The organism is Orbus sasakiae, assembly GCF_039542345.1.
GTDB lineage: Bacteria > Pseudomonadota > Gammaproteobacteria > Enterobacterales > Orbaceae > Orbus > Orbus sasakiae.
In genome coordinates, this window is sequence record NZ_BAABHY010000006.1 from 231256 (window position 1) to 252611 (window position 21356).

The 21356-nt window shown below is 37.3% G+C and carries 21 protein-coding genes and 1 tRNA gene; 12 read left to right on the top strand and 10 right to left on the bottom strand.

What is annotated here, in order from left to right; genetic code table 11:
* Positions 1-84 precede the first annotated feature (84 nt).
* Together ABEA36_RS11855 and ABEA36_RS11860 are read right to left on the bottom strand one after the other, a co-directional pair.
* On the bottom strand, positions 85-504 hold the full coding sequence (locus ABEA36_RS11855) for a Z-ring associated ZapG family protein (RefSeq protein WP_345492425.1): 420 nt from the start codon (positions 502-504) through the stop codon (positions 85-87).
* Positions 505-562: 58 nt separating this feature from the next.
* Positions 563-1030 carry a DUF721 domain-containing protein gene (locus tag ABEA36_RS11860; protein ID WP_345492427.1) on the bottom strand — a complete coding sequence of 156 codons (468 nt, stop codon included), beginning with the start codon at positions 1028-1030 and terminating at the stop codon, positions 563-565.
* Between the two features lie 241 nt (positions 1031-1271).
* Between ABEA36_RS11860 and rsgA the strand changes: the two genes are divergently transcribed.
* Complete coding sequence (rsgA, locus tag ABEA36_RS11865; protein WP_345492429.1) at positions 1272-2303, top strand: small ribosomal subunit biogenesis GTPase RsgA; 1032 nt, start codon at positions 1272-1274, stop codon at positions 2301-2303.
* A 38-nt stretch (positions 2304-2341) separates the two neighbouring features.
* On the opposite strand, the gene ABEA36_RS11870 is transcribed toward rsgA, so the two are convergent.
* Both ABEA36_RS11870 and ABEA36_RS11875 read right to left on the bottom strand, forming a co-directional pair.
* A complete protein-coding gene (locus ABEA36_RS11870) occupies positions 2342-2902 on the bottom strand; it encodes an HdeD family acid-resistance protein (RefSeq protein ID WP_345492431.1) in 561 nt (186 codons plus the stop codon).
* 167 nt (positions 2903-3069) lie between these two features.
* Positions 3070-3330, bottom strand: coding sequence for a helix-turn-helix domain-containing protein (locus ABEA36_RS11875; protein ID WP_345492433.1), 261 nt, complete (start codon positions 3328-3330; stop codon positions 3070-3072).
* Between the two features lie 166 nt (positions 3331-3496).
* Between ABEA36_RS11875 and ABEA36_RS11880 the strand changes: the two genes are divergently transcribed.
* From ABEA36_RS11880 to ABEA36_RS11895, 4 genes are all read left to right on the top strand, one after another.
* Positions 3497-3865, top strand: coding sequence for a DNA-binding protein (locus ABEA36_RS11880; protein WP_345492435.1), 369 nt, complete (start codon positions 3497-3499; stop codon positions 3863-3865).
* A gap of 113 nt (positions 3866-3978) precedes the next feature.
* Positions 3979-4611 carry an RNA chaperone ProQ gene (proQ, locus tag ABEA36_RS11885; RefSeq protein ID WP_345492437.1) on the top strand — a complete coding sequence of 211 codons (633 nt, stop codon included), beginning with the start codon at positions 3979-3981 and terminating at the stop codon, positions 4609-4611.
* A 36-nt stretch (positions 4612-4647) separates the two neighbouring features.
* Complete coding sequence (gene prc / locus ABEA36_RS11890) at positions 4648-6711, top strand: carboxy terminal-processing peptidase (protein ID WP_425571945.1); 2064 nt, start codon at positions 4648-4650, stop codon at positions 6709-6711.
* A gap of 423 nt (positions 6712-7134) precedes the next feature.
* A tRNA-Ser gene (locus ABEA36_RS11895) sits at positions 7135-7222 on the top strand.
* A 200-nt stretch (positions 7223-7422) separates the two neighbouring features.
* Here the strand turns inward: ABEA36_RS11895 and chaA are convergent.
* A complete protein-coding gene (gene chaA / locus ABEA36_RS11900) occupies positions 7423-8514 on the bottom strand; it encodes a sodium-potassium/proton antiporter ChaA (protein WP_345492441.1) in 1092 nt (363 codons plus the stop codon).
* A gap of 239 nt (positions 8515-8753) precedes the next feature.
* Here chaA and lpcA point away from each other — a divergent pair, with 239 nt between their 5' ends.
* Positions 8754-9338 carry a D-sedoheptulose 7-phosphate isomerase gene (lpcA, locus tag ABEA36_RS11905; protein ID WP_345492443.1) on the top strand — a complete coding sequence of 195 codons (585 nt, stop codon included), beginning with the start codon at positions 8754-8756 and terminating at the stop codon, positions 9336-9338.
* 30 nt (positions 9339-9368) lie between these two features.
* Complete coding sequence (locus ABEA36_RS11910; RefSeq protein ID WP_345492445.1) at positions 9369-10136, top strand: class II glutamine amidotransferase; 768 nt, start codon at positions 9369-9371, stop codon at positions 10134-10136.
* Position 10137: 1 nt separating this feature from the next.
* Here the strand turns inward: ABEA36_RS11910 and mdtH are convergent, their stop codons facing one another.
* The 5 genes from mdtH to pncB form a co-directional block, all read right to left on the bottom strand.
* Positions 10138-11349 carry a multidrug efflux MFS transporter MdtH gene (gene mdtH / locus ABEA36_RS11915; protein WP_345492447.1) on the bottom strand — a complete coding sequence of 404 codons (1212 nt, stop codon included), beginning with the start codon at positions 11347-11349 and terminating at the stop codon, positions 10138-10140.
* On the bottom strand, positions 11350-11808 hold the full coding sequence (locus tag ABEA36_RS11920) for a methylglyoxal synthase (protein ID WP_345492449.1): 459 nt from the start codon (positions 11806-11808) through the stop codon (positions 11350-11352).
* Between the two features lie 154 nt (positions 11809-11962).
* Positions 11963-12958 (bottom strand): porin, encoded by a 996-nt coding sequence (locus ABEA36_RS11925; protein ID WP_345492451.1) that lies wholly within the window; start codon positions 12956-12958, stop codon positions 11963-11965.
* Between the two features lie 263 nt (positions 12959-13221).
* Positions 13222-14625, bottom strand: a complete 1404-nt coding sequence (asnS, locus tag ABEA36_RS11930) for an asparagine--tRNA ligase (protein WP_345492453.1) — start codon at positions 14623-14625, stop codon at positions 13222-13224.
* 25 nt (positions 14626-14650) lie between these two features.
* Positions 14651-15850 (bottom strand): nicotinate phosphoribosyltransferase, encoded by a 1200-nt coding sequence (gene pncB / locus ABEA36_RS11935; RefSeq protein WP_345492455.1) that lies wholly within the window; start codon positions 15848-15850, stop codon positions 14651-14653.
* A gap of 137 nt (positions 15851-15987) precedes the next feature.
* Between pncB and pepN the strand changes: the two genes are divergently transcribed.
* The 5 genes from pepN to mlaD all read left to right on the top strand — a co-directional run bounded on the left by pepN (position 15988) and on the right by mlaD (position 21347).
* Complete coding sequence (pepN, locus tag ABEA36_RS11940; protein WP_345492457.1) at positions 15988-18606, top strand: aminopeptidase N; 2619 nt, start codon at positions 15988-15990, stop codon at positions 18604-18606.
* 93 nt (positions 18607-18699) lie between these two features.
* A complete protein-coding gene (locus ABEA36_RS11945) occupies positions 18700-19038 on the top strand; it encodes a rhodanese-like domain-containing protein (RefSeq protein ID WP_345492459.1) in 339 nt (112 codons plus the stop codon).
* 111 nt (positions 19039-19149) lie between these two features.
* Positions 19150-19980 (top strand): phospholipid ABC transporter ATP-binding protein MlaF, encoded by an 831-nt coding sequence (gene mlaF, locus ABEA36_RS11950; RefSeq protein ID WP_345492461.1) that lies wholly within the window; start codon positions 19150-19152, stop codon positions 19978-19980.
* The gene (gene mlaE / locus ABEA36_RS11955) at positions 19980-20759 is read left to right on the top strand and encodes a lipid asymmetry maintenance ABC transporter permease subunit MlaE (protein WP_345492463.1); all 780 of its coding nucleotides are present in this window, start codon (positions 19980-19982) and stop codon (positions 20757-20759) included. The genes mlaF and mlaE overlap by 1 nt, the downstream gene beginning before the upstream one ends.
* Before the next feature lie 12 nt (positions 20760-20771).
* Entirely contained in the window at positions 20772-21347 is a 576-nt protein-coding gene (mlaD, locus tag ABEA36_RS11960) for an outer membrane lipid asymmetry maintenance protein MlaD (protein WP_345492465.1), read from the top strand.
* Positions 21348-21356: the final 9 nt, after the last annotated feature.

Sequence of the window (21356 nt, forward strand, 5' to 3'; positions counted from 1 at the left end):
AACCAAATGGATTAATAGACTCAACGTGATTGAGTCTATTTTAAAGAATCTTTAGCTTATCTATAGCTAAATAGGAAGATGATTTTAGTCTTTTGTTTCTTCAGTTTTTAATAATCCTGATGGATTGCCTGAATAATCTTTAGGTGGCGTCGTACCTGTCAGCGGATTATCGATATGGGTTTCATCTTCGCTTAAATGCATAGTGGGTGCAACTTTTAAACTATCAAGATCTTCTTGAGAAATTAAATTGCTCGAATTTTCAGCCATATGTTGATACAAGCGACGAAACTCTTTTGCCATATTATCTAAAATTTCAGCACTATGAGAGAAATGCTTCACAATCATTTGTTTTTGCGCAACAAGTTCTTGTTTGGCTTCATCAAGATCACGTTTGACTTGGTTATATTTTCGTGACTTAGGACTTAGCACATTAGTAAAGATGACGCCAATAATAAGACCTAAAACTAAGCCAATGATCAGATAAGTTGTCATTTCCGAATCCATGTTATCTCCTTGATATTATAAATGTAATTTATTTTAACTTACGTGTTATTTGCTGTAGTTAACTATTGTCTATTTTTGTTGCGTGCTTGGCAAGCTTAATCAAACTGCTTTTTAACTTTGGTGAACAGTTATCAGCAAGAGCTAACAGCATTTCGGCACTTTGAAGTGTTATTTTTCGCTGATAAACAGCCGCATCATCACAGTGTAGTTCGCATCGATTACGATTAAGTTCAGGATTAATTTTAAATTGAATTGAGGCCAATCCACTTAAACCATTTTGGCGTAACTGTGAGCGGAGTTTTTCTTGCTCGTAACGTAACCGTGTTAGCCAACTGGCTGATGAGACTTCAATAATCAAAATACCAAGCCGATAGTTTGCAACACGGCATTGCTCAGCTAATGGCGGGGGTAAAAGTCGATTGAGTAAATGATTTAGTGTGGATAATGCTTTACCTCGCTCTTGAATCGTCAAAAGCGATGGGGCTTTAAATAAGTTAAATAGAGCCTTTGGTTCACTATGGCGCATTATTGTAATCAATACCCAACAAATAATAATAATGATTAATTTACTACAAGTTAGTCATGAAGTCCTAATCAAAAAAAGAGAATTTACACAATATTAAATATTATTTACAGCCAAAACTCAGTCATGATTTGTTTTTATGTGATGAATAAAAATAATTCTTATAAAATAAAACCATCGTTTTTATAATTAGGATATACTGAGTGACAGTAATTCATCGATAAAGTAAAGACAATGAGGATTTGTGGCTAAAAATCGATTATCGAAAGTTCAACAAAGACGTGTTGAGGAAAAACACAACAAAAAGCTTGTTAAACCAGAAGAACACTATGATGATGGGGCTTTTTCTGCGCCACAAGACGGTGTGGTCATTAGTCGCTATGGTAAGGTTGCGGATGTTGAAAACCAACAAGGACAGATTTTTCGTTGCAATATTCGGCGTACGTTAAGTTCAATTGTGACTGGGGATAAGGTGATTTGGCGACAAAATATTGATCCTCTCGTCAATAGTATAATTGAAGCGGTACATCCTCGTCATTCTGAATTAGTCCGTCCCGATTTTTATGATGGTATTAAGCCTGTAGCAGCCAATATTGATCAAATAATGATTATTTCAGCAGTATTGCCTGAATTATCATTAAATATTATTGATCGTTACTTAGTCGCTTGTGCCGCGACCGATATTGATCCTGTGATTGTTCTCAATAAAGTGGATTTACTTGATAGCCAACATTTGGCTGAATTGACATCATATTTAGATTACTACCGTCAACTGAATTACCGCGTACTGCTACTATCTTGCAAAAATGAACAAGGTTTGGACGAATTTAAGCACACTTTACAAAATAAAACCTCAATTTTAGTTGGGCAATCTGGCGTTGGTAAATCAAGTATTATTCACCAACTGTTACCCGAATTATCCGCTCAAGTTAATGTTGGCGATATATCAGAAATGTCAGGATTGGGCCAACATACAACAACATCAACACGACTTTATCATTTACCAAGTGGTGGTAATATTATTGATTCGCCCGGAATTCGAGAGTTTGGCCTATGGCATTTAGAACCTGAGCAAGTTATGCAAGGTTATCCTGAATTTTATGACTATTTAGCAGATTGTCAGTTCCGTGACTGTAACCATTTAACTGATCGTAATTGTGGTCTACAAAAAGCAGCTAAATCTGGCAATATTGCGTCATGGCGATTAGACAACTATCATAAAATTTTACAAACCATGCGTGAAGTAAAAGCCAAAACAAATAAAAGTTTTAAATAAAAAAAACCGTTTCTAAAAACGGTTTTTTATTCATGTAACTAATTGTTTGATTTAATTGCTAAGCCAATGGCGACATAAGCCCAGCCTTGAAATATTAAGTCAATACCAAGGAACATACCCAGTATCCACAAGCTGTTTGATGGCCATCCTGCCATAATCATTAAACCTAAAACGAAGGTAATCATCCCAGAAAATAACCACCATCCCCATTTTGGAAAACCTTGATTATTCAGTGCACCAATAATTTGGGTAATACCACTGACAGCTAATAGGAAAGCGATAATGAGTGTAAATGCAGCTGATGCCGCGAGTGGTTGTGTAAACGCGACAATACCCGCAATAATATACAGCACGCCCATTACTGCCCACAAGGCTGTTTGACCGGCACCTTTAATTCTAAATGAGTGGGCCGCTTGTGCGATACCCGCGATTAAAAGTAGTGATCCGATAAAGTAAATTGAAAAAACCGTGGCTAAAAATTCATAAGAAAGTGCTAAACAGCCTAAGATAATGAGTATTGCCCCAACGGCAATAAACCAACCCCAATTACGTTTAAGTTGCGCTGAAAGATTCGTTAAATCTGGTGTGATTGTTTTCATAAAAATACCTTTTAAATCGGGTTATTGATATGAATATACTACGCTTAAATTTAAGATAATTACATGTATTTTTTTAGGTTTTCGTGCGCTAGGATGTGAGCCGGACAAATATTTAAGCACGTTAATCCGGCACAGTTATCGGTATGAAATGGATGTATTAGATTAATTTAAGTTTTTGTACGCAAGTTTCGCTTAATTGGTTTTTGATTGTGTTGATTGATGTAGCGACTTGGCCAGATTTCTTGTGGTTTCATGCCTATTGCTTGTGCAATAATCATTTCACCTTTTGTCCATGGTCTAACTAAAGCATTACTGAGCGTCGAAGAACTGAGTCCTGCTTGTCGAGAAAGCCCTGAAAGCGTTAAACCACGTTTTTTTAATGCGGCAATAATATCCGCTGAATGCCAGTCTTTAAGTGAATTCGCCATTACCCTTTTCCTTATTTTCTATCTTATGATATGCTCTATTTTGTTACTCAACTTAGTAAGTTTTTGTGTTAAGCAAAGTGAGTAAAATAAGTGTGTTAGCATTTTATTGTAACATATTTTCTTTATTTTCGATATATTTTCTTTAATTTCTAAAAATGGGTGTAAAATGGCAAAAGTATGGTATTCATCAAAAGAGCTAACGGCAATAGAAGGGCTACCATCCACAATGCAGGGAATCAACCGAAAGGCACGTGTTGAAGGTTGGAAAAGCCGAAAACGTAGTGGTGTGCAAGGTAAAGCGATTGAGTACCACATAGACAGTTTACCCGATTTTGTTAAATCTTATCTTATTCATGTGCAAGAGTTACCTGCTGCTTATACCATCACACCCGTTGAACCACTTCAACTTTGGATATCGGCATTCTTAAGATTAAAAGCAGAAGAACAAGATGCAGTCATGGCATGGTTAATGAGAAATGGTGTCAAAGAGTTAGTCAGTTTTGTTGAACAACAAGACAGCCTCGATAGTAAATAACCAAGATGAGATTGTTTTCTTTATTAATAAGTATTTGCTAAAGAGTTAAGCTAGGATATACTTTAATCCTATGGTTTTAATCACATAAAATAATAGTTGTAATGGAATTATCAATGGATACACAGCCAGAGTTAAAAAGTAGTAAAGATATTATTGTTTATTTGTCTAATCAGTTTCCTAATTGTTTCACAATAGACGGTGATGCAAAGCCATTAAAGATCGGTATTTTTCAAGATCTTGTTGAACGGTTAGCAAAGGAAGAGCAATTTAGTAAGACGAAATTACGTGTAGCATTGCGCTCATATACCGCAAGCTGGCGTTATTTGCATTGCATTAAAGATGGGGCTAATCGTGTTGATTTAGATGGTAACGCGTGTGAGGCCATTACATCTGAGCAAGCTGAACATGCTCAACAGCAGTTAAAAGAAAGCAAAGAAAAAGCGAAAGCAAAACGTATGGCAGAAAATAAAAATAAGCCAACGCGTGCTAACGCAGCAGATAAAAAAGCTAAAGTTCATACTCGAAACAGTTCACCTAAATCGAAACCGACTGTGAAATCGAATCCCGCTCAACCTGCCTTACAAAAAGTTGAACTTAGTCGCCTTAAGATTGGGGCTTCTGTAAAGGTGATCTTGGGCTCTAAACCCGTACCTGCAGTTGTGTCTAGCATTGAAAAAGAACAGGTTAAAGTGAAAGTGTCATCTGGCATGGAACTGACAGTCAAAGCTGATCATATCTTACTTTAATTGCGCTATAAATTGAGATCTTGAATGAAGAATATAATGCGTTGTGTATTTGATAAATACCGTTTATTGGGATTAATTTTGATTGCAGGATTGCTATTTGGTAATCTTGCTCAAGCAAAAAATTATACCATTGATGAGTTACCCGTCCTTGAGCCCGATCCGATCCATGATGTCGTTGCAAGGAGAGTTACCAACTATTTCACTCAATCTCATTTTCGTGATTTCAATTTAGATGGCGTTTTTTCATCTAAGATTTTTGATCGATATTTTAAGCTGCTTGATGGTAATAAATCGATATTTATTAAACATGATATTGATTTATTTCGTGAAAAGCAGACTCAACTTGGTCAGGAACTTCGTAATGGTGATGTTAAAACAGCGTTCGATATTTATAATCTATCGTTAAAAAAACGTTTTCAACGCTATGAGTATGCGTTATCACTCTTAGCATTACCAATGGACTTTACCGTTGATGAATCGATCAATTTCAACCGAGATGACATGGCTTGGCCAACAACAGAAGATGAACTGGATGAGTTTTGGCGAAAACGTGTCAAATATGATGAACTCAGTCTTGCTTTAACCGGTAAAACAGAGGATGAAATTCGTGAAACGTTAACTAAACGTTATAACCGAATTTTAAGAACATTGATACAAACAAAATCTGAAGATGCATTTCAAGTCTTCATGAATGCATTCGCCAGAGAGATTGATCCACATACAAGCTATTTAGCACCACGAATCAAACGAGATTTTGATTCTGAAATGAGCCTCTCTTTTGAAGGAATCGGCGCAACACTAAACCAAGAAGATGACTATACACAAATTGTCTCATTTATTACAGGTGGCCCAGCTGAACGCAGTAAACAGCTTGCTATCGGTGATAGAATTATTGGTGTAGGGCAAAAAGGTAAAGCGATTGAAGATGTTATTGGTTGGCGACTTGATGATATTGTCGAGAAAATTCGCGGTCCAAAAGGTACAATCGTTAAGCTTGAAATTTTACCAACAGGTAATAATAGTAAACCTAAAATTATCGAGATTACGCGCGATAAAATTCATTTCGAAGACCGTGAAGCTAAACTATCAATTAATCATTCGGCTAGAGGGGATATCGGTATTATTGAAATCCCGAGTTTTTATATCGGTTTAACCGAAAAAGTCTCACAATTATTAATTGAAGCAAATCAAAAAAACCTACAGGGTATCGTGATCGATTTACGCAATAATGGTGGAGGCTCATTAGCTGAAGTGATCACGCTAACAGGACTTTTTATTGAAAAAGGGCCGGTAGTTCAAGTTAAAGATAATATGCAAAAATTAGCGGTCTATGATGATAGGGATGACAATATCTATTATCGTGGGCCAATGGTTGTAATGGTTAATCGCTATAGTGCATCAGCTTCTGAAATATTTTCAGCCGCCTTACAAGACTATGGACGAGCAATTATTGTTGGTGAGAATACATATGGCAAAGGCACTGTGCAAACATCCCGAAATATTGCTTATCCTATTGATGCTAAAATTCACCCAGATTGGCCAGCTTTAGGTGGCGTTCAATATACGATTCAGAAATTCTACCGTATTAATGGTGGGAGTACACAACTTAAAGGTGTCTCTCCAGATATTGAAATGAGCACTTCACAATACGTTGATGAAACCGGTGAACGCTATTTGGATAATGCTTTGCCTTGGGATAGTGTGTCTGTTGCACGTTATAACGTTTTATTTGATAACAATGCGATTTTACCTGAGTTAACTAAACGTCATGAGACTCGTATTAAAACTGATCCAGAGTTTAACTACTTAGAAGAAGATATTGCCGAATATAATATCAAAAAAGATAAGCAATATGTCGTTTCATTGAATAAAACGTTACGTGAAGATGAACAGAAGCAAAGTGATGATAAAGAACTATTGAGAATGAATGAGCGTTTGAAACGGGAAAATTTACCTGAAATTAGTCAGTTAGATGAAGTTCCTAAAGATTTCAAAGCCCCTGATGCATACCTTAATGAAGCGGTTGAGATTGTATTAGATCTATCTCAGTATTATGGTGATTCGACTAAAAATGGTCAATCATCAAATATTAAATATTAATTATGCTTAAGTGAGCAATAACATTAAGGAGTTTATAATGTGTACAAATTTAAAATACGCACTAGTCACCGTGGTTGCAGTCTTAATTATACTGGGTATTTTTGGTAGCTTTGTGGTTGCCCACTAAATCTGCTCTGCAAGCGATGAAATAATCCATTAGAGTATTGACCTTAAGGCTATCAAACATTATAGTATGCGCCTTGAGTTTTTGTGAGGTTTCTGAGCTGTTTTAAGGGCACACTAAAAACTGTTGCCAATCAGGTATAGCTGGCAATATATCAAGGGTTATATAACGTTTTGAGAGTATCAATTTTTAAATAAATTGAATTAAGTACTTTGTGTCGATTTATCTGGTTGATAGCAATGATCCGGTAAGTCATCCGTAATGATGTAAAGTATTCCAAAAAAGCATTCTGAATAAATGGTGAGGTGTCCGAGCGGTTGAAGGAGCACGCCTGGAAAGTGTGTATACGGCAACGTATCAAGGGTTCGAATCCCTTCCTCACCGCCATTTAGATGTTTTTTGATTTTAGGAATAAAACCCCCTGTTTATCGACAAAATCTGATTACTTACCTTTTGCCTATCTGTAACGACTTTAATGGCGTAAAGATGAATACATGATACGTCACTTATATTCCAACAATTATTTACGATGAATAAATAAAAAGGGACCTAGGCCCCTTTTTTGATGATGATAGTTATACCATTCACTAAGATAATAAAATCATAATATATGCAGCAAATACCACTAAATGAGCCGCCCCATTAAGCTGGTTTGTTTTCCCTGTTAAAAATGACACCACGGATAATATTAATGCTGTGGCAAGAATGACAACATTTGGCATAGAAAGCCCGAATTCAAGATTCTGATTAGTCAAATAAGCAATCAAACAAACGGTCGGTACTGTCAGCGAGATTGTTGCAATAACCGAGCCAAAAAAGATGTTCATAGCCCGTTGTACATGGTTGCTAATTACCGCTTTTAACGCACCAAGTCCTTCTGGTGACAAAATCAATAATGCAACGAGAAATCCTGTAAATGCAGGAGGTGCATTGGCTGCATCTAATAAGTTTTCAAGTGGTATTGCATTCATTTTGGTAACGGCAATAACCGAGACTAAATGCACTAATAGGCAGAATGCATGCCACCAATTACCGTGAGAAGAGGGCTTACCATGGTGGCCTGTATCATCACTTTCTTCATCTTCATGTTCGTAGATAAATAGTTCTTGATGGGTTTTGGTTTGAATGATTAAAAAAACCGCATACATCACAGCCGATAAAATTGCAACGACAGCGGCTTGTAACGGTGAAAAAGTATTACCTGGTAATGTCGTTGGTAAGACTAAAACAATAAAAGCGAGTGGGATAATGGAAATTAAATACTGCTTAATACCGGCGAGATTAACGTGCTGGGTTTCAAATTTTTGACCACCAATCAAGAGTGCAATACCGACTAAACCTCCGATCACAATCATAATGACAGAAAAGAGAGTATCCCGCATTAACGTTGGTGCAGTATCACCTGTTGCCATTAACGCTGAAATTAAGCTTACCTCTAAAATCACGACTGATAAACTTAAAATCAAAGAACCAAATGGTTCACCTAGACGATGGGCAAGCACATCAGCGTGGCGAACAACACTGAAGGCACTGTATAAAATCGCCGCTAAAGATAATAAATTAATGGCAATGATTGTTATTAAACTTTGGCTATCTTGGAAAAAATATAAAATAGGTAACGTGATTAGTGTTAAGATAAGTGCATACTCTTTATGCCGTGATTTTGATTTGTGTGTCATAATGCTCCGTACTCTTTGATCAAATTAATAACGATAATCTGGTTAATTTCACCAATTTTTTTATCTTGAGTTTGAGTTTTAAAGTAAGAACAACTAAACTATATCAATACTTGAGGTGAAACGTTCAGGTAATAACCATTATAGTAATAGGGCAATTATAACGTAATTTGTCTATTTTTTACTAACATATAACCTATTAAAATGATTAATAATTTTAATTAATTGATGAGAACATGATTATGTATTTAAATGAGATCCGCAGTGAATTAAACCAAGCCGTAGACGTTTTAGCTAAATTTATTGGTGATGATAATAATATAAAAGCGATAGAACAAGCTGCCGTGATGCTAGCTACATCATTTAAGCAAGGTGGTAAAGTGTTGTCTTGTGGTAATGGTGGTTCTAATTGTGATGCGATGCATTTTGCTGAAGAACTCACGGGTCGTTATCGGGATAATCGTCCTGCGTATCCCGCAATAGCCATTTCAGATGTGAGTCATGTTACCTGTGTTGGTAATGATTTTGGTTTTGATGCCATTTTTTCGCGTTATGTCGAAGGTGTAGGGCAAAAAGGTGACGTGCTACTGGGTATATCAACTTCTGGTAATTCGGCTAATGTGATAAAGGCAATCAATGCTGCGAAAGCCAAAGGTATGAAAGTCATTGCTTTAACAGGTAAAGATGGTGGTAAAATTAATGGACTTGCAGATATTGAAATTCGAGTTCCCCATTTTGGTTATGCTGATCGCGTGCAAGAAATTCATATTAAGATCATCCATATTTTAATTTTACTGATTGAAAAAGAGATGGCGAAAACAGATTAATCGATAAACTCTTTAAATGGCAGGCTAATTATGTGTGAATTATTGGGGATGAGTGCAAATGTTCCAACCGATATTTGCTTTAGTTTTAAAGGTCTTGCTAAACGGGGCGGTGATAAAGGCCCCCATAAAGATGGCTGGGGCATTGCTTTTTATGAGGGTAAAGGTTGCAGGACATTTAAAGATCCGCAACCTTGTAGCTATTCACCTATTGCTAAGATGCTTGAAGATTACCCGATAAAGTCTGAATTAGTGATTGCTCACATTAGACAGGCTAACCGAGGTAAGATTGCATTAGAAAATACGCATCCTTTCACGCGGGAATTATGGGGTAAAAACTGGACGTTTGCGCATAATGGCCAATTAACAGGTTATAAGCAACTGGATACAGGGCGTTTTGACCCCATAGGGCAAACGGATAGTGAGTATGCATTTTGTTATATTTTAAATCAACTTCAGTCACGTTACCCAACTAAACCAAGACATTGGCCTTCAGTCTTTCGTTTTATAAAACAGTGTGCAGACAAACTAAACCAGTTTGGCGTATGTAATTTATTATTATCTGATGGTCAATTTTTGTTCTCATATTGTTCAACTCATCTTTATTGGATTACGCGTAAAGCCCCATTTGGTAAAGCAAAATTAGTTGATGAAGATGTTGAAATTGATTTTCAAAAGCATACGACACCAAATGATGTTGTTACCGTCATTACGACGCGCCCGTTAACATCAAACGAAGATTGGCATAAAATAAAAACAGGGCAAGCACATCTGTTTAAACTGGGTGAGAAAATTTTTTAATTTAGCTGATTTTTTTTGCATTGGTACGAACCATGGGCGGTTCATTTTTGAACAAGTATTGTAAGTAGCACAATGTGGTCAAACCAATAAGACCTAGTACATACCAAGGTAGGGTTGGCAAATCAATTTTTATAGCAATATCATATAGCCAACCGGCCCCAGTGTAGCCAATAAACCCTCCTAAAGCTAGCCCTAAGCGGCTAAATCCCATATAACTGCCTTTTGCTCGTGGGTTAGCTAAAATCGTGCTTAATGTTTCTCTTGCGGGTTCTGCAATGATCGCACCAAAGTAAAAAAGCGCAATCAGTATAAAGAGTAGTGTTAACTGTGTGGCAAATGCGATAGTTATAAATCCCACGGTCATTAATAAGAGTCCAAATTTGAGCCGTTGATCAAGCCTAAAATATTTTTCACTGAAGCGAGCGAGCGGGTAAAGTAGTGTGAGTGAAATTACCGCTTGAATTGCATACATCCATTTGACATAACTAGGGCTTCCCGCTATTTTTGTGACAGTGAGCGGTAACATCAACATGACTTGTACCCACAAAATATAGTATCCCGTTAACGACCAGACATAAGCAGTAAATTTTTTATCCTTAATGACCATTTTCATGCCACCGACTATCGGTACTTTACCCAATGCGATGTGATAAGCCGGCAAATAAATTAGATTAAAAATCCCACAACAGAAGAAAACAAGAGCGCCAAGCCAGCAGACGAGTTGGAAATCATAATCAATTAACCAGCCACCAATTAATGCACCAATAACCGCCCCAGCATTATCTTGAATCATTAATAACGAAATGAATCTACCGCGTTCGTGTGGACGGGTAAATTTAATGGCGAGTCCCATCCTAGGTGGATCAAATAATAAGCCACCTAATGCTGAGAGCAGGCATGATACAATCAGTATCCAGGGTTCAATCGCCAATGCCATTGAAACAAAGCCGATACAACGTAAAAACATACCAGCGATAATCATTGGCTTTGCACCAAAGCGATCAGCTATGGCCCCGCCAATCAATCCGAAGCCTTGTTGCACGAATTGTCTAAAGCCAAGCGCAAAACCAACAAAGAGTGCACTCCAGCCGATTTGACCAACAAAATGTGTCGATACTAGCGGAAAGACAACATAAAATCCCAGTACAATAAATAAGTTATCTAACAGTAATATTGTTTTACCCATTTTACGGGCTTGGGATGGTATCGGCATTTATTTTACCCTTTCAGCTAAATATCTCTGATAATCTGGAATATCAATGGTGACTTCGTTGGTAAAAATTTGTGACTGAACCAATGCATTAGCCGTTGCTTGATTAGTGGCGACCGGAATGTTCCACACTGTTGCTAGCCTTAATAAGGCCTTCACGTCAGGATCGTGGGGAACAGCATTTAAAGGATCCCAAAAAAAGATCAAAATATCGATTTTCCCTTCAGCAATCAATGCACCAATTTGTTGGTCACCACCCATTGGGCCGCTTAACATCGCTTTAACTTCTAAGCCTGTTTCATTCTTAATAAGTGTCCCAGTCGTTCCTGTTCCACATAAGTGATGATGTGAGAGCTCTTCTTTATTTGATTTACACCAGTTTAATAATGCTGTTTTTAAATGGTCATGTGCAACGAGGGCAATATTCTTTTTAGCTTTCAAAGTACGCGTTGTAAATTGCATAAAATCTTATCCTAATTCCATACTGTTTATACAGGTTTTATCAGAGTTTATAACAAAGTGCAAGAGACGATAAATAAAAATACAGAGAAACGATGACAGGTAAAGAAAAAGGCACCGAAGTGCCTTTCATACTAACTGATCTGTTAACAGATAATTAGAATTGGTAGATTAAACCTAATGCTAAAGTATCTTTGTAATCAGAAGGTGATTTAGATTCTTTAAGTAAGTTGATTTTGTAGTCAACGATTGCAGTTAAGTTTTTGTTGAAGTCATATTGCATACCAACTTCTACATATTTAGCTAGGTCTCTGTTTGTACCTGAGCTTTTATCTTTATGTTGAACATAAGCTAAAGATGGAGTTAAACGACCCACTTCAAAGTCAATACCGTATTGAGCAACAAACTCAACACCACGGATTTTCTTTTCATCTTGTTTAGAGTGGTTATAGATAGCACCTAAATATAGGTTGTTTGCATCATAGTTAATACCAGCGATGTAAGATTTAGCTTTGTCATCACCTGCAGTTTGTGCATAACCAGCACCAACTGTTAAACCAGTATCAAGGATTGCATACTGTGCATTTAAACCATAAGCTTCTTTATCAGAACTTAATTCTTCAGCAACTTTAGCACTGTTTGAATCAGCATATTGCGCAGCAAAGCTTAAACCTTCAACCACACCGAAGAAATCGCTGTTACGGTAAGTTAACACACCTGAAGTACGTTTACCTAAAACAACATAACTAGTTGAATCACCACCGAACTCAGGTAATACGTCAGTATAACCAGTGATTGCTTTTAATACGCCGTCATTTTTACCATAGTCTAAAGAACCAACTTGACCAAAGTTTAAACCAGCGAATGCATAACGCACTTCTTTAACACCATCAGTGTTGTATTCGAATTCAGCACGGCCATAACCTGATAGTGAATCAGTTACTTGAGTTTCACCAGTGAAACCTAAACGTGCAGTAGTTTTGTCGCCTTCGTCGTTACCATTTTTAGCTTTTTCGCCAATATAGTTAAGTGCATAAACACGACCATTTACGTTTAATTTGTTGCCGTCTTTGTTCCAGATTTCGATAGACGCATTTGCTGCACCAGCAACTAAAAGTGCTGGGATAGCGATAGCTAGTAGATTACGTTTCATTTTATACCCTCATTGGTGTTGTTATTAAGACACCTGCCACTGCTCTAGGTTATTACCGTTGAGAGTTTGGTGTCAGTTGTTATTAATGACCACTCACCATAAGTAATCATTGATTTGTTTTACAGTTATACAAATTATATTGAATTTTTTTTAAAATCAAGTGAACTTTTCATAAAATAGACTGTCTAATCGTAAAACCACATCTATTTGCTTAAAAAACGAGCAAAATTGCTACTCGTTTTATATTTTATTTTTCATTTGACTTAAAAATTCGCATTTCTTGGTGTTCTCGGGAACGGGATAACATCGCGTACATTTTGTACTCCTGTAATGTACACAATCAGACGCTCAAACCCTAAACCAAATCCTGAATGTGGTACAGTACCATAACGACGTAGATCTCGATACCACCAGTAATCTTCTTTGTTGAGCCCCATTTCATCCATACGTTTATCAAGCATATCTAGACGCTCTTCACGCTGTGATCCCCCGATAATTTCACCAATACCAGGCGCCAAGACATCCATTGCAGCGACGGTTTTACCATCTTCATTCATTCGCATATAAAAAGCTTTAATGTCTTTTGGATAGTTTTTAACAACCACTGGCGCTTTAAAATGTTTTTCGGCTAAATAACGTTCATGTTCGGAAGCTAAGTCAATTCCCCAACTAACTGGATTTTCAAATGTGGCATCACAGTTTTGAAGTATTGTAATTGCATCGGTATAATCAACTTGCGCGAAGTCAGAACTGATAAAACTTTCTAAACGAGTGATCGCTTCTTTATCAATATGCTCGGCAAAAAATGCCATATCATCGGCACGTTTTTCTAATACCGTTTTAAAAACATACTTGAGCATATCTTCGGATAGTTTGGCCACATCATCAAGATCAGCAAAAGCGACTTCCGGTTCCATCATCCAAAATTCTGCTAAATGACGAGTTGTATTTGAGTTTTCAGCACGGAATGTTGGACCAAAAGTATAAACTTTTGATAAAGCACATGCATACGTTTCAGCATTTAATTGTCCTGAAACCGTTAAAAATGCTTCTTTACCAAAGAAATCTTTATCAAAATCAATTTTTCCTGCATCCGTTCTTGGTAAATTTAATAGATCAAGTGTTGAGACGCGGAACATTTCGCCAGCACCTTCGGTATCTGATGCGGTGATGATTGGCGTTGATAACCAAAAAAAACCACGTTCATCGAAAAATTGGTGAATCGCTTGTGCTAATGTGTGACGAACACGGGTAATTGCACCAACAATATTGGTACGCGCTCGTAAATGAGCCACTTCACGTAAATATTCTATCGAGTGACGTTTAGCTGCCATCGGGTAGGTATCGGGATCTTCGACAAATCCATAAACATCTACGGATGTCGCTTGAATTTCATATTGTTGTCCTTGACCTGGACTTTCAACCACTTTCCCGGTGACTTTAACCGAACAACCCGTGGTTAATTTTAATACGTCATGTTGATAATTGGCTAAGCTGCTTTCAACGACAGCTTGAATAGGATTAAAGCATGAACCGTCATAAATTGCTAAAAATGAAATGCCAGCTTTGGAATCGCGGCGAGTTCTAATCCAGCCTTGGACAGTAACCGTACTGCCAACAGCAATTTTACCTTGTAATACATCTGTGATAGGTGCAATAACGCTCATTTTGTTAGTTTCCATTATTCTTTATTTAACTGTTTGTTACATTAAATGTTCTTTTTAACTCTTCGATAAAACCCGTATCTTGTGAAATGGTTTTACCAGGACTATCTGATAATTTTGCAACAGATTGACCATTGCACTCAACTAATTTTATGACAATATTTAGCGATTTTGTATTCGATGATTCAGTCGTTGGAATATCGCATGCAAGGTGGCCACCCATACCAAATGATAGTTTAACACGATTGTGAAAATGACGGTAAATCTTAATCGAGCGATCAAAATTCAAACTGTCTGAGAAAACCAAGAGTTTGGTTTTCGGGTCAATTCCAAGTCGTTCATAATGGGCAATGGCTTTTTCACCCCATTCAATCGGGTCACCTGAATCATGGCGAAGTCCTTGATACTCGGTTGCAAAATGCAGATTAAAGTCATTTAAAAAGGCATCCATCGTAATACAATCAGTCAGCGCAATACCTAATGTATCTGGATACTCATCTAACCAAACCTGTAATGCTTTTGTTTGACAGTCAGCTAAATTTTCAACTAAACGTTGATGAGCTTGAAACCATTCATGGGCTTGAGTACCAACAGGCGTAAGTCCAAATTGATAAGCCAATAAATAGTTACTGGTACTGGTAAACTGGGTAAAATGATCCTTTAAATAACCCACTACTGCTTTTTGTACTGCAAATGAATAACGCCTTCGGGTACCAAAATCCATAAGATTAAATTCTGATAGATCAAGTCCATGAGTTTGTTCTTCAAATCGAGTAAGCTTGTCTTTTAAATGCTCAATCGCTTCTTTGACCCCAATATGTGGCGTCCGGTCACGATGAACAACTTCACTAATAACAGCTAATAAAGGGACTTCCCACAAAATGACATCTAACCAAGAGCCTTCAATACGAATAGCAAGTTGACCATTATCATTTTGTATGTCGATTAATTGACTATCATAATGCCAGTTTTTAAGCCAATCTAAATAGTCTGTCTTAAAATAGGGGAGTGATTGCAAATAAAGGTATTCATCATCGGTAAGACGCAATGATGCCATCAAATTTATTTGATGTTTAATTTCATCAATATATTGACCTAATTGCTCTTGATTACGACAACGAAATTCAGCGACGACAGTGACATCACGATAGTGATGGAAAACCGCTTGTTGCATATGTAATTTATAAGCATCAGTATCTAACAGCGATGTTAATATTGGTGATTGCATGTAAATTGATTAATCGTATTTGCATGAAAAGTCCAATGATTATAGCAGAATAAAAATTAAGGAGTACATTATTTAATGATGATTATTGTTATTTCGTATAATATTGTGTCATTGTTTTCACTAAAATAGAGTTAATTATGAGCCAACAACCGATTGTTAAATATCGTTTAGATTATACTAAACCTGATTTCACTATTACTGATATTGATCTCGATTTTGATTTATCCGCTGATATCACGACAGTGACCGCAAGAAGTCGTGTCGTTAGACAAAACTCACACGCCACAACACTGGTACTTGATGGTGAAGCACTAAAACTGATTTCAGTCAATATTAATGAACAACCTTGGCAAGATTATCAATTAACCGTAAATGGTATTGAAATCTATGGGGTGCCACCTGAGTTTACTCTGACCATTATTAATGAAATAAAGCCGATAGATAATACAGCATTAGAAGGTTTGTATGTTTCAGGTGATGCGTTATGTACACAATGTGAAGCCGAAGGGTTTCGCCATATCACTTATTATCTGGATCGGCCGGATGTATTAGCTCGGTTTAGTACGCGTATCACGGCAAATAAAGCACAGTATCCCTATCTATTATCTAACGGGAACCGTATTGCACAAGGTGAATTAAATGATGGGCGCCATTTTGCACAATGGCAAGATCCCTTCCCTAAACCTTGCTATTTATTTGCGTTAGTTGCTGGCGATTTTGATGTATTGCGTGATGTGTTTATCACACAATCTAAACGTCAAGTTGACTTAGAAATTTACGTTGATAAAGGTAATTTAGATCGGACTCAATGGGCTATGACCAGTCTCAAAAATTCAATGCGTTGGGATGAAACCCGTTTTGGACTTGAATATGATCTTGATATTTTTATGATTGTTGCCGTCGACTTTTTCAATATGGGGGCAATGGAGAATAAAGGTCTCAACATTTTTAACTCAAAATTCGTATTAGCTAAACCGACTACTGCAACCGATGATGACTATTTAGGTATTGAAGGGGTCATTGGTCATGAGTATTTCCACAACTGGACGGGTAATCGTGTGACATGCCGCGATTGGTTTCAATTAAGCTTGAAAGAAGGACTAACCGTTTTCCGTGATCAAGAATTTAGTGCTGATTTAGGGTCACGAGCCGTAAAACGTATTGATGATGTTAAATTATTACGAACGGTGCAATTTACGGAAGACGCCAGCCCGATGGCTCATCCAATTCGACCTGACCAAGTCATTGAAATGAATAATTTTTATACGGTCACTGTCTACGAAAAAGGTGCAGAAGTCATTCGTATGCTGCATACCTTGTTAGGGGAAGAAAAGTTCCAAGCAGGTATGCGTTTATACTTTGAACGTCATGATGGTAGTGCCGCAACATGTGATGATTTTGTGCAAGCGATGCAAGATGCGTCAGGTATTGATTTGACACATTTCAAGTTATGGTATAGCCAATCAGGAACACCACAGTTGATGGTTACAGACCATTATGACCAAGCTTTGGGGCAGTATTGTTTGACGGTGAAACAAGTCACACCACCAACCGCCGATCAACATGATAAACAGCCTCTGCACATTCCCCTTGATATTGAATTATATCACGCTAATGGTGAGGTGATTCCATTACAATATCAAGGTAAGGTACTTGATAATGTATTAAATATTCACCATAGTGAGCAATCTTTTACATTTGATCAGGTCAAGGAAAAACCGATTATTGCCTTATTGCGTGATTTTTCTGCTCCCGTCAAATTACACTATCATTATCATGATGATGAATTGATTTTTTTAATGCAAAATGCGACGAATGCTTTTAATCGTTACGATGCTGCTCAAATGCTGTTGGCAAAATACATTGCAATAAATGTGGATCATTATCAACACGCTCAACCATTCGTTTGTCCTGATAGTTTGCTTGATGCATTTCGGGGGATATTACTATCCGAATCACTTGACCCAGCGCTCATTGCACAAATTTTAACCCTACCGTCTGAAAATGAAATTGCTAACCAATTTGATGTCGTTGATCCCGATGCGATTCATGCCGTGAGAGCTTTTTTGTTAGCCACATTTGCCAATGACATGTTTGATGAATTACTCGCACTTTATCGCCATCATTTGATGGCAGAGTACCAGATTGATCACACTCAAATGGCTAAACGCGCATTAAAAAACGGTTGTTTAAATTTGTTGGCTTTTGCCAATGATAACGCATTGATTGATCAATTAGTGGTTAAGCAATATCAAGATGCCGATAATATGACAGACAGCCTAGCAGCATTAAATGCCGCTGTAAAAGCTCAGTTGCCAGCAAACAACCAATTATTACGTTCTTTTGATGATAAATGGCATCAAGATGGTTTGGTTATGGATAAATGGCTTATGCTACAGGCAACCAGTCCGCAGCCTGATGCATTGGAAAATGTGAAAGCGTTACTCACTCACCGTTCATTCACATTAAATAATCCGAACCGCATTCGTGCTTTAATTGGTGCATTTGTGAATCATAATCCGGTGGCGTTTCATGCTGCTGATGGTCGTGGTTATCAATTTTTAGTTGAGATGTTAACTGAACTTAATCAAAAAAATCCGCAAGTCGCTTCGCGCTTAATTGATCCACTAATTCGTTTTAAACGCTATGATCAAAAACGTTCTGCATTAATGCAAAATGCATTGCAGCGTTTATTGAAACTCGATAACCTATCAAAAGATCTATATGAAAAAATAACCAAAGCATTAAATGTGTGATTTTTATACTATAATTGCATGTTACGATAATATTTTAACGAAAAAAAGGCAACTTATGTTGCCTAATACATTAAAAATGAGTGTGGATGAACCGTGAATATAGTCATTGAAGAAATAACCAGTCATCAATTAGCTGAAATGCTAAAGACCCAATCAGACGATCTCTTTTTGCTTGACGTTCGAGAAGAGAATGAAGTTGAAATCAGTCGGATTGAAGGCAGTGTTCATATTCCGATGAATTTGATTCCACTTTATTTAGATAAGATTCCTGATGCTAAAAAAATCGTCATATATTGTCATCATGGCGTACGAAGTTTAAATGTCGCTTACTATTTGGTTAATAACGGATTTGATGAAGATACCCTTTATAATCTCAAAGGGGGAATTGATGATTGGGCCATAGACATTGATCCGTCTATGCCACGCTATTAATGACACTGGTATTTAAATGCCTTTTACATTTTGACAATTATCATAAATCGTAAATATCAGGTAGAATGCGTTAATTATGCGTTTAATGATGATTTATGCTGAGTAGAGCCAATGACAAGATCAACCGTCAATTCGTCACCGACCAATAATTTGGTTGAAGTTCATGATATGTCTTTTTATCGAGGAACACGACCAATTTATAAGAATATGAGTTTGTCTGTACCGAAAGGCAAAGTGACAGCAATCATGGGTCCATCAGGTATTGGTAAAACAACGCTATTAAGACTTATTGGTGGTCAACTCAAACCTCAATCGGGTCAAATTCTATTTGATGGTGAGGATATTCCAACAATGTCTCGCTCCCGTTTATACGAAGTGCGTAAACGGATGAGTATGTTATTCCAATCAGGTGCATTATTTACGGATTTATCGGTTTTTGATAATGTTGCTTATCCTTTGCGAGAGCACCTGAATTTGCCTGATCCCATTTTACATAATTTAGTATTAATGAAATTACAATCGGTTGGTCTGCGTGGCGCTGCGAATATGATGCCATCTGAACTTTCTGGTGGCATGGCTCGTCGAGCGGCATTAGCAAGAGCTATTGCTTTAGATCCTGAGTTAATCATGTTTGATGAACCTTTTGCGGGACAAGATCCTATTTCAATGGGGGTCATTGTTAAACTGATTTCCGAATTAAACCAGTCATTAGGGCTGACATGTATTGTGGTTTCTCATGATGTTGATGAAGTGCTTAGCATCGCCGATTATGCTTATATTGTTGCCGAACAACATATTATTGCAGGCGGCACATCACAAGAACTTCGTCAAAATCAAGATATGCGTGTAAAACAGTTTTTAGAAGGGCTTGCTGATGGACCTGTACCATTTCATTATCCTGCGGATGATTATAAAAGCGATCTAAGTCGAGGTAGTCGTTAATGTTGAATCTTCTTGCCAAAATAGGGCGCTCAGGTATTAATTTTATCGAAATGTTTGGTCGTGCTGGTATTATGCTATTTGGTGCCTTAATTGGTAAACCACAATTCAAAAAACAGTTTCCGTTGTGGATTAAACAGTTTTATTTTGTGGGTGTCCAGTCACTGACGATCATCATTGTGTCTGGATTATTTATTGGTATGGTACTGGGTTTACAAGGCTATTTTATCCTAACGATGTTTAGTGCGGAAGCAAGTCTTGGTATGTTAGTGGCCTTGGCACTATTACGAGAATTAGGGCCAGTAGTTGCCGGACTTTTATTTGCTGGTCGAGCTGGGTCAGCCTTAACCGCTGAAATCGGCTTGATGAAAGCAACTGAGCAGTTATCTAGTATGGAAATGATGGCTATCGATCCGCTGCGACGTATCATTGCTCCGCGTTTTTGGGCTGGCTTTTTCTGTATGCCCTTTTTAACAGCCATTTTTGTTGCGGTAGGGATCTTAGGTGGTGCACTCGTCGGCGTTGAATGGAAAGGTATTGATGCTGGGTTCTTTTGGTCATCAATTCAAAGTAATGTTGATTTTTGGCATGATATTGTGAACTGCTTTATCAAAAGTTTTGTTTTTGCTATTGCTGCAAGCTGGATCGCACTTTTTAATGGCTATGATTGTGTGCCGACATCTGAAGGCATTAGTAAAGCAACTACCAGTACCGTTGTCTATTCATCGTTAACTATTTTAGGGTTAGACTTTATTCTAACCGCATTAATGTTTAGTAATTGAGGTCATGTAAACATGAATCGTAAAGTTGAAATCACCGTTGGGTTGTTTATGGTTATTGCCATTTGTTCAATCCTCTTTTTATGTTTTAAGGTTACCGATGCCAGTTCATTTACCCATAAATCAACCTATCGTGTTTATGCGGTATTTGATAATGTCGGGGGATTAAAAGCCCGCTCACCAATCAAAATTGGTGGGGTTGTTATTGGCCGAATTTCAAATATTTCCCTCAATAATTATAAACCTTATGTCACTATGGATATTGATGGGCGATATAATCAAATCCCAAGCAGTAGTAGCCTTTCGATAAAAACATCAGGTTTACTAGGTGAACAGTTTGTTGATGTGTCATTAGGGATTGAAAAGAGCTTTGAAAGCGAACTTGATGATCTTGATGCGCAAGATCGTGGCGTTGCAGATGACCCGTCAGTGAATCATGAAAATCAAATCCCTGATTATTTTGAGGAAGGGTTTGTTGTACATAATACAATCCCCGCAGTGGTTATTGAAGATTTAATTGGTAAGTTCTTATACAGTAATGATGCGTCTAAAGATAGCCAATCGAACAAAAAAGAACAAACGAGTAAATAGGAGTTAAAA

What these genes read in the sequence shown, in the direction of transcription:
- mdtH (WP_345492447.1), bottom strand. Translation starts at nt 11,349, where the DNA reads ATGCCGATACCATCCCAAGCCCGTAAAATGGGTAAAACAATATTACTG.
- chaA (WP_345492441.1), bottom strand. Translation starts at nt 8,514, where the DNA reads ATGACACACAAATCAAAATCACGGCATAAAGAGTATGCACTTATCTTA.
- ABEA36_RS11855 (WP_345492425.1), bottom strand. Translation starts at nt 504, where the DNA reads ATGGATTCGGAAATGACAACTTATCTGATCATTGGCTTAGTTTTAGGT.
- pncB (WP_345492455.1), bottom strand. Translation starts at nt 15,850, where the DNA reads ATGCAATCACCAATATTAACATCGCTGTTAGATACTGATGCTTATAAA.
- prc (WP_425571945.1), top strand. Translation starts at nt 4,648, where the DNA reads ATGCGTTGTGTATTTGATAAATACCGTTTATTGGGATTAATTTTGATT.
- mlaF (WP_345492461.1), top strand. Translation starts at nt 19,150, where the DNA reads ATGACAAGATCAACCGTCAATTCGTCACCGACCAATAATTTGGTTGAA.
- ABEA36_RS11875 (WP_345492433.1), bottom strand. Translation starts at nt 3,330, where the DNA reads ATGGCGAATTCACTTAAAGACTGGCATTCAGCGGATATTATTGCCGCA.
- ABEA36_RS11860 (WP_345492427.1), bottom strand. Translation starts at nt 1,030, where the DNA reads ATGCGCCATAGTGAACCAAAGGCTCTATTTAACTTATTTAAAGCCCCA.
- ABEA36_RS11880 (WP_345492435.1), top strand. Translation starts at nt 3,497, where the DNA reads ATGGCAAAAGTATGGTATTCATCAAAAGAGCTAACGGCAATAGAAGGG.
- mlaD (WP_345492465.1), top strand. Translation starts at nt 20,772, where the DNA reads ATGAATCGTAAAGTTGAAATCACCGTTGGGTTGTTTATGGTTATTGCC.
- asnS (WP_345492453.1), bottom strand. Translation starts at nt 14,625, where the DNA reads ATGAGCGTTATTGCACCTATCACAGATGTATTACAAGGTAAAATTGCT.
- ABEA36_RS11870 (WP_345492431.1), bottom strand. Translation starts at nt 2,902, where the DNA reads ATGAAAACAATCACACCAGATTTAACGAATCTTTCAGCGCAACTTAAA.
- lpcA (WP_345492443.1), top strand. Translation starts at nt 8,754, where the DNA reads ATGTATTTAAATGAGATCCGCAGTGAATTAAACCAAGCCGTAGACGTT.
- ABEA36_RS11910 (WP_345492445.1), top strand. Translation starts at nt 9,369, where the DNA reads ATGTGTGAATTATTGGGGATGAGTGCAAATGTTCCAACCGATATTTGC.
- proQ (WP_345492437.1), top strand. Translation starts at nt 3,979, where the DNA reads ATGGATACACAGCCAGAGTTAAAAAGTAGTAAAGATATTATTGTTTAT.
- ABEA36_RS11920 (WP_345492449.1), bottom strand. Translation starts at nt 11,808, where the DNA reads ATGCAATTTACAACGCGTACTTTGAAAGCTAAAAAGAATATTGCCCTC.
- ABEA36_RS11925 (WP_345492451.1), bottom strand. Translation starts at nt 12,958, where the DNA reads ATGAAACGTAATCTACTAGCTATCGCTATCCCAGCACTTTTAGTTGCT.
- mlaE (WP_345492463.1), top strand. Translation starts at nt 19,980, where the DNA reads ATGTTGAATCTTCTTGCCAAAATAGGGCGCTCAGGTATTAATTTTATC.
- pepN (WP_345492457.1), top strand. Translation starts at nt 15,988, where the DNA reads ATGAGCCAACAACCGATTGTTAAATATCGTTTAGATTATACTAAACCT.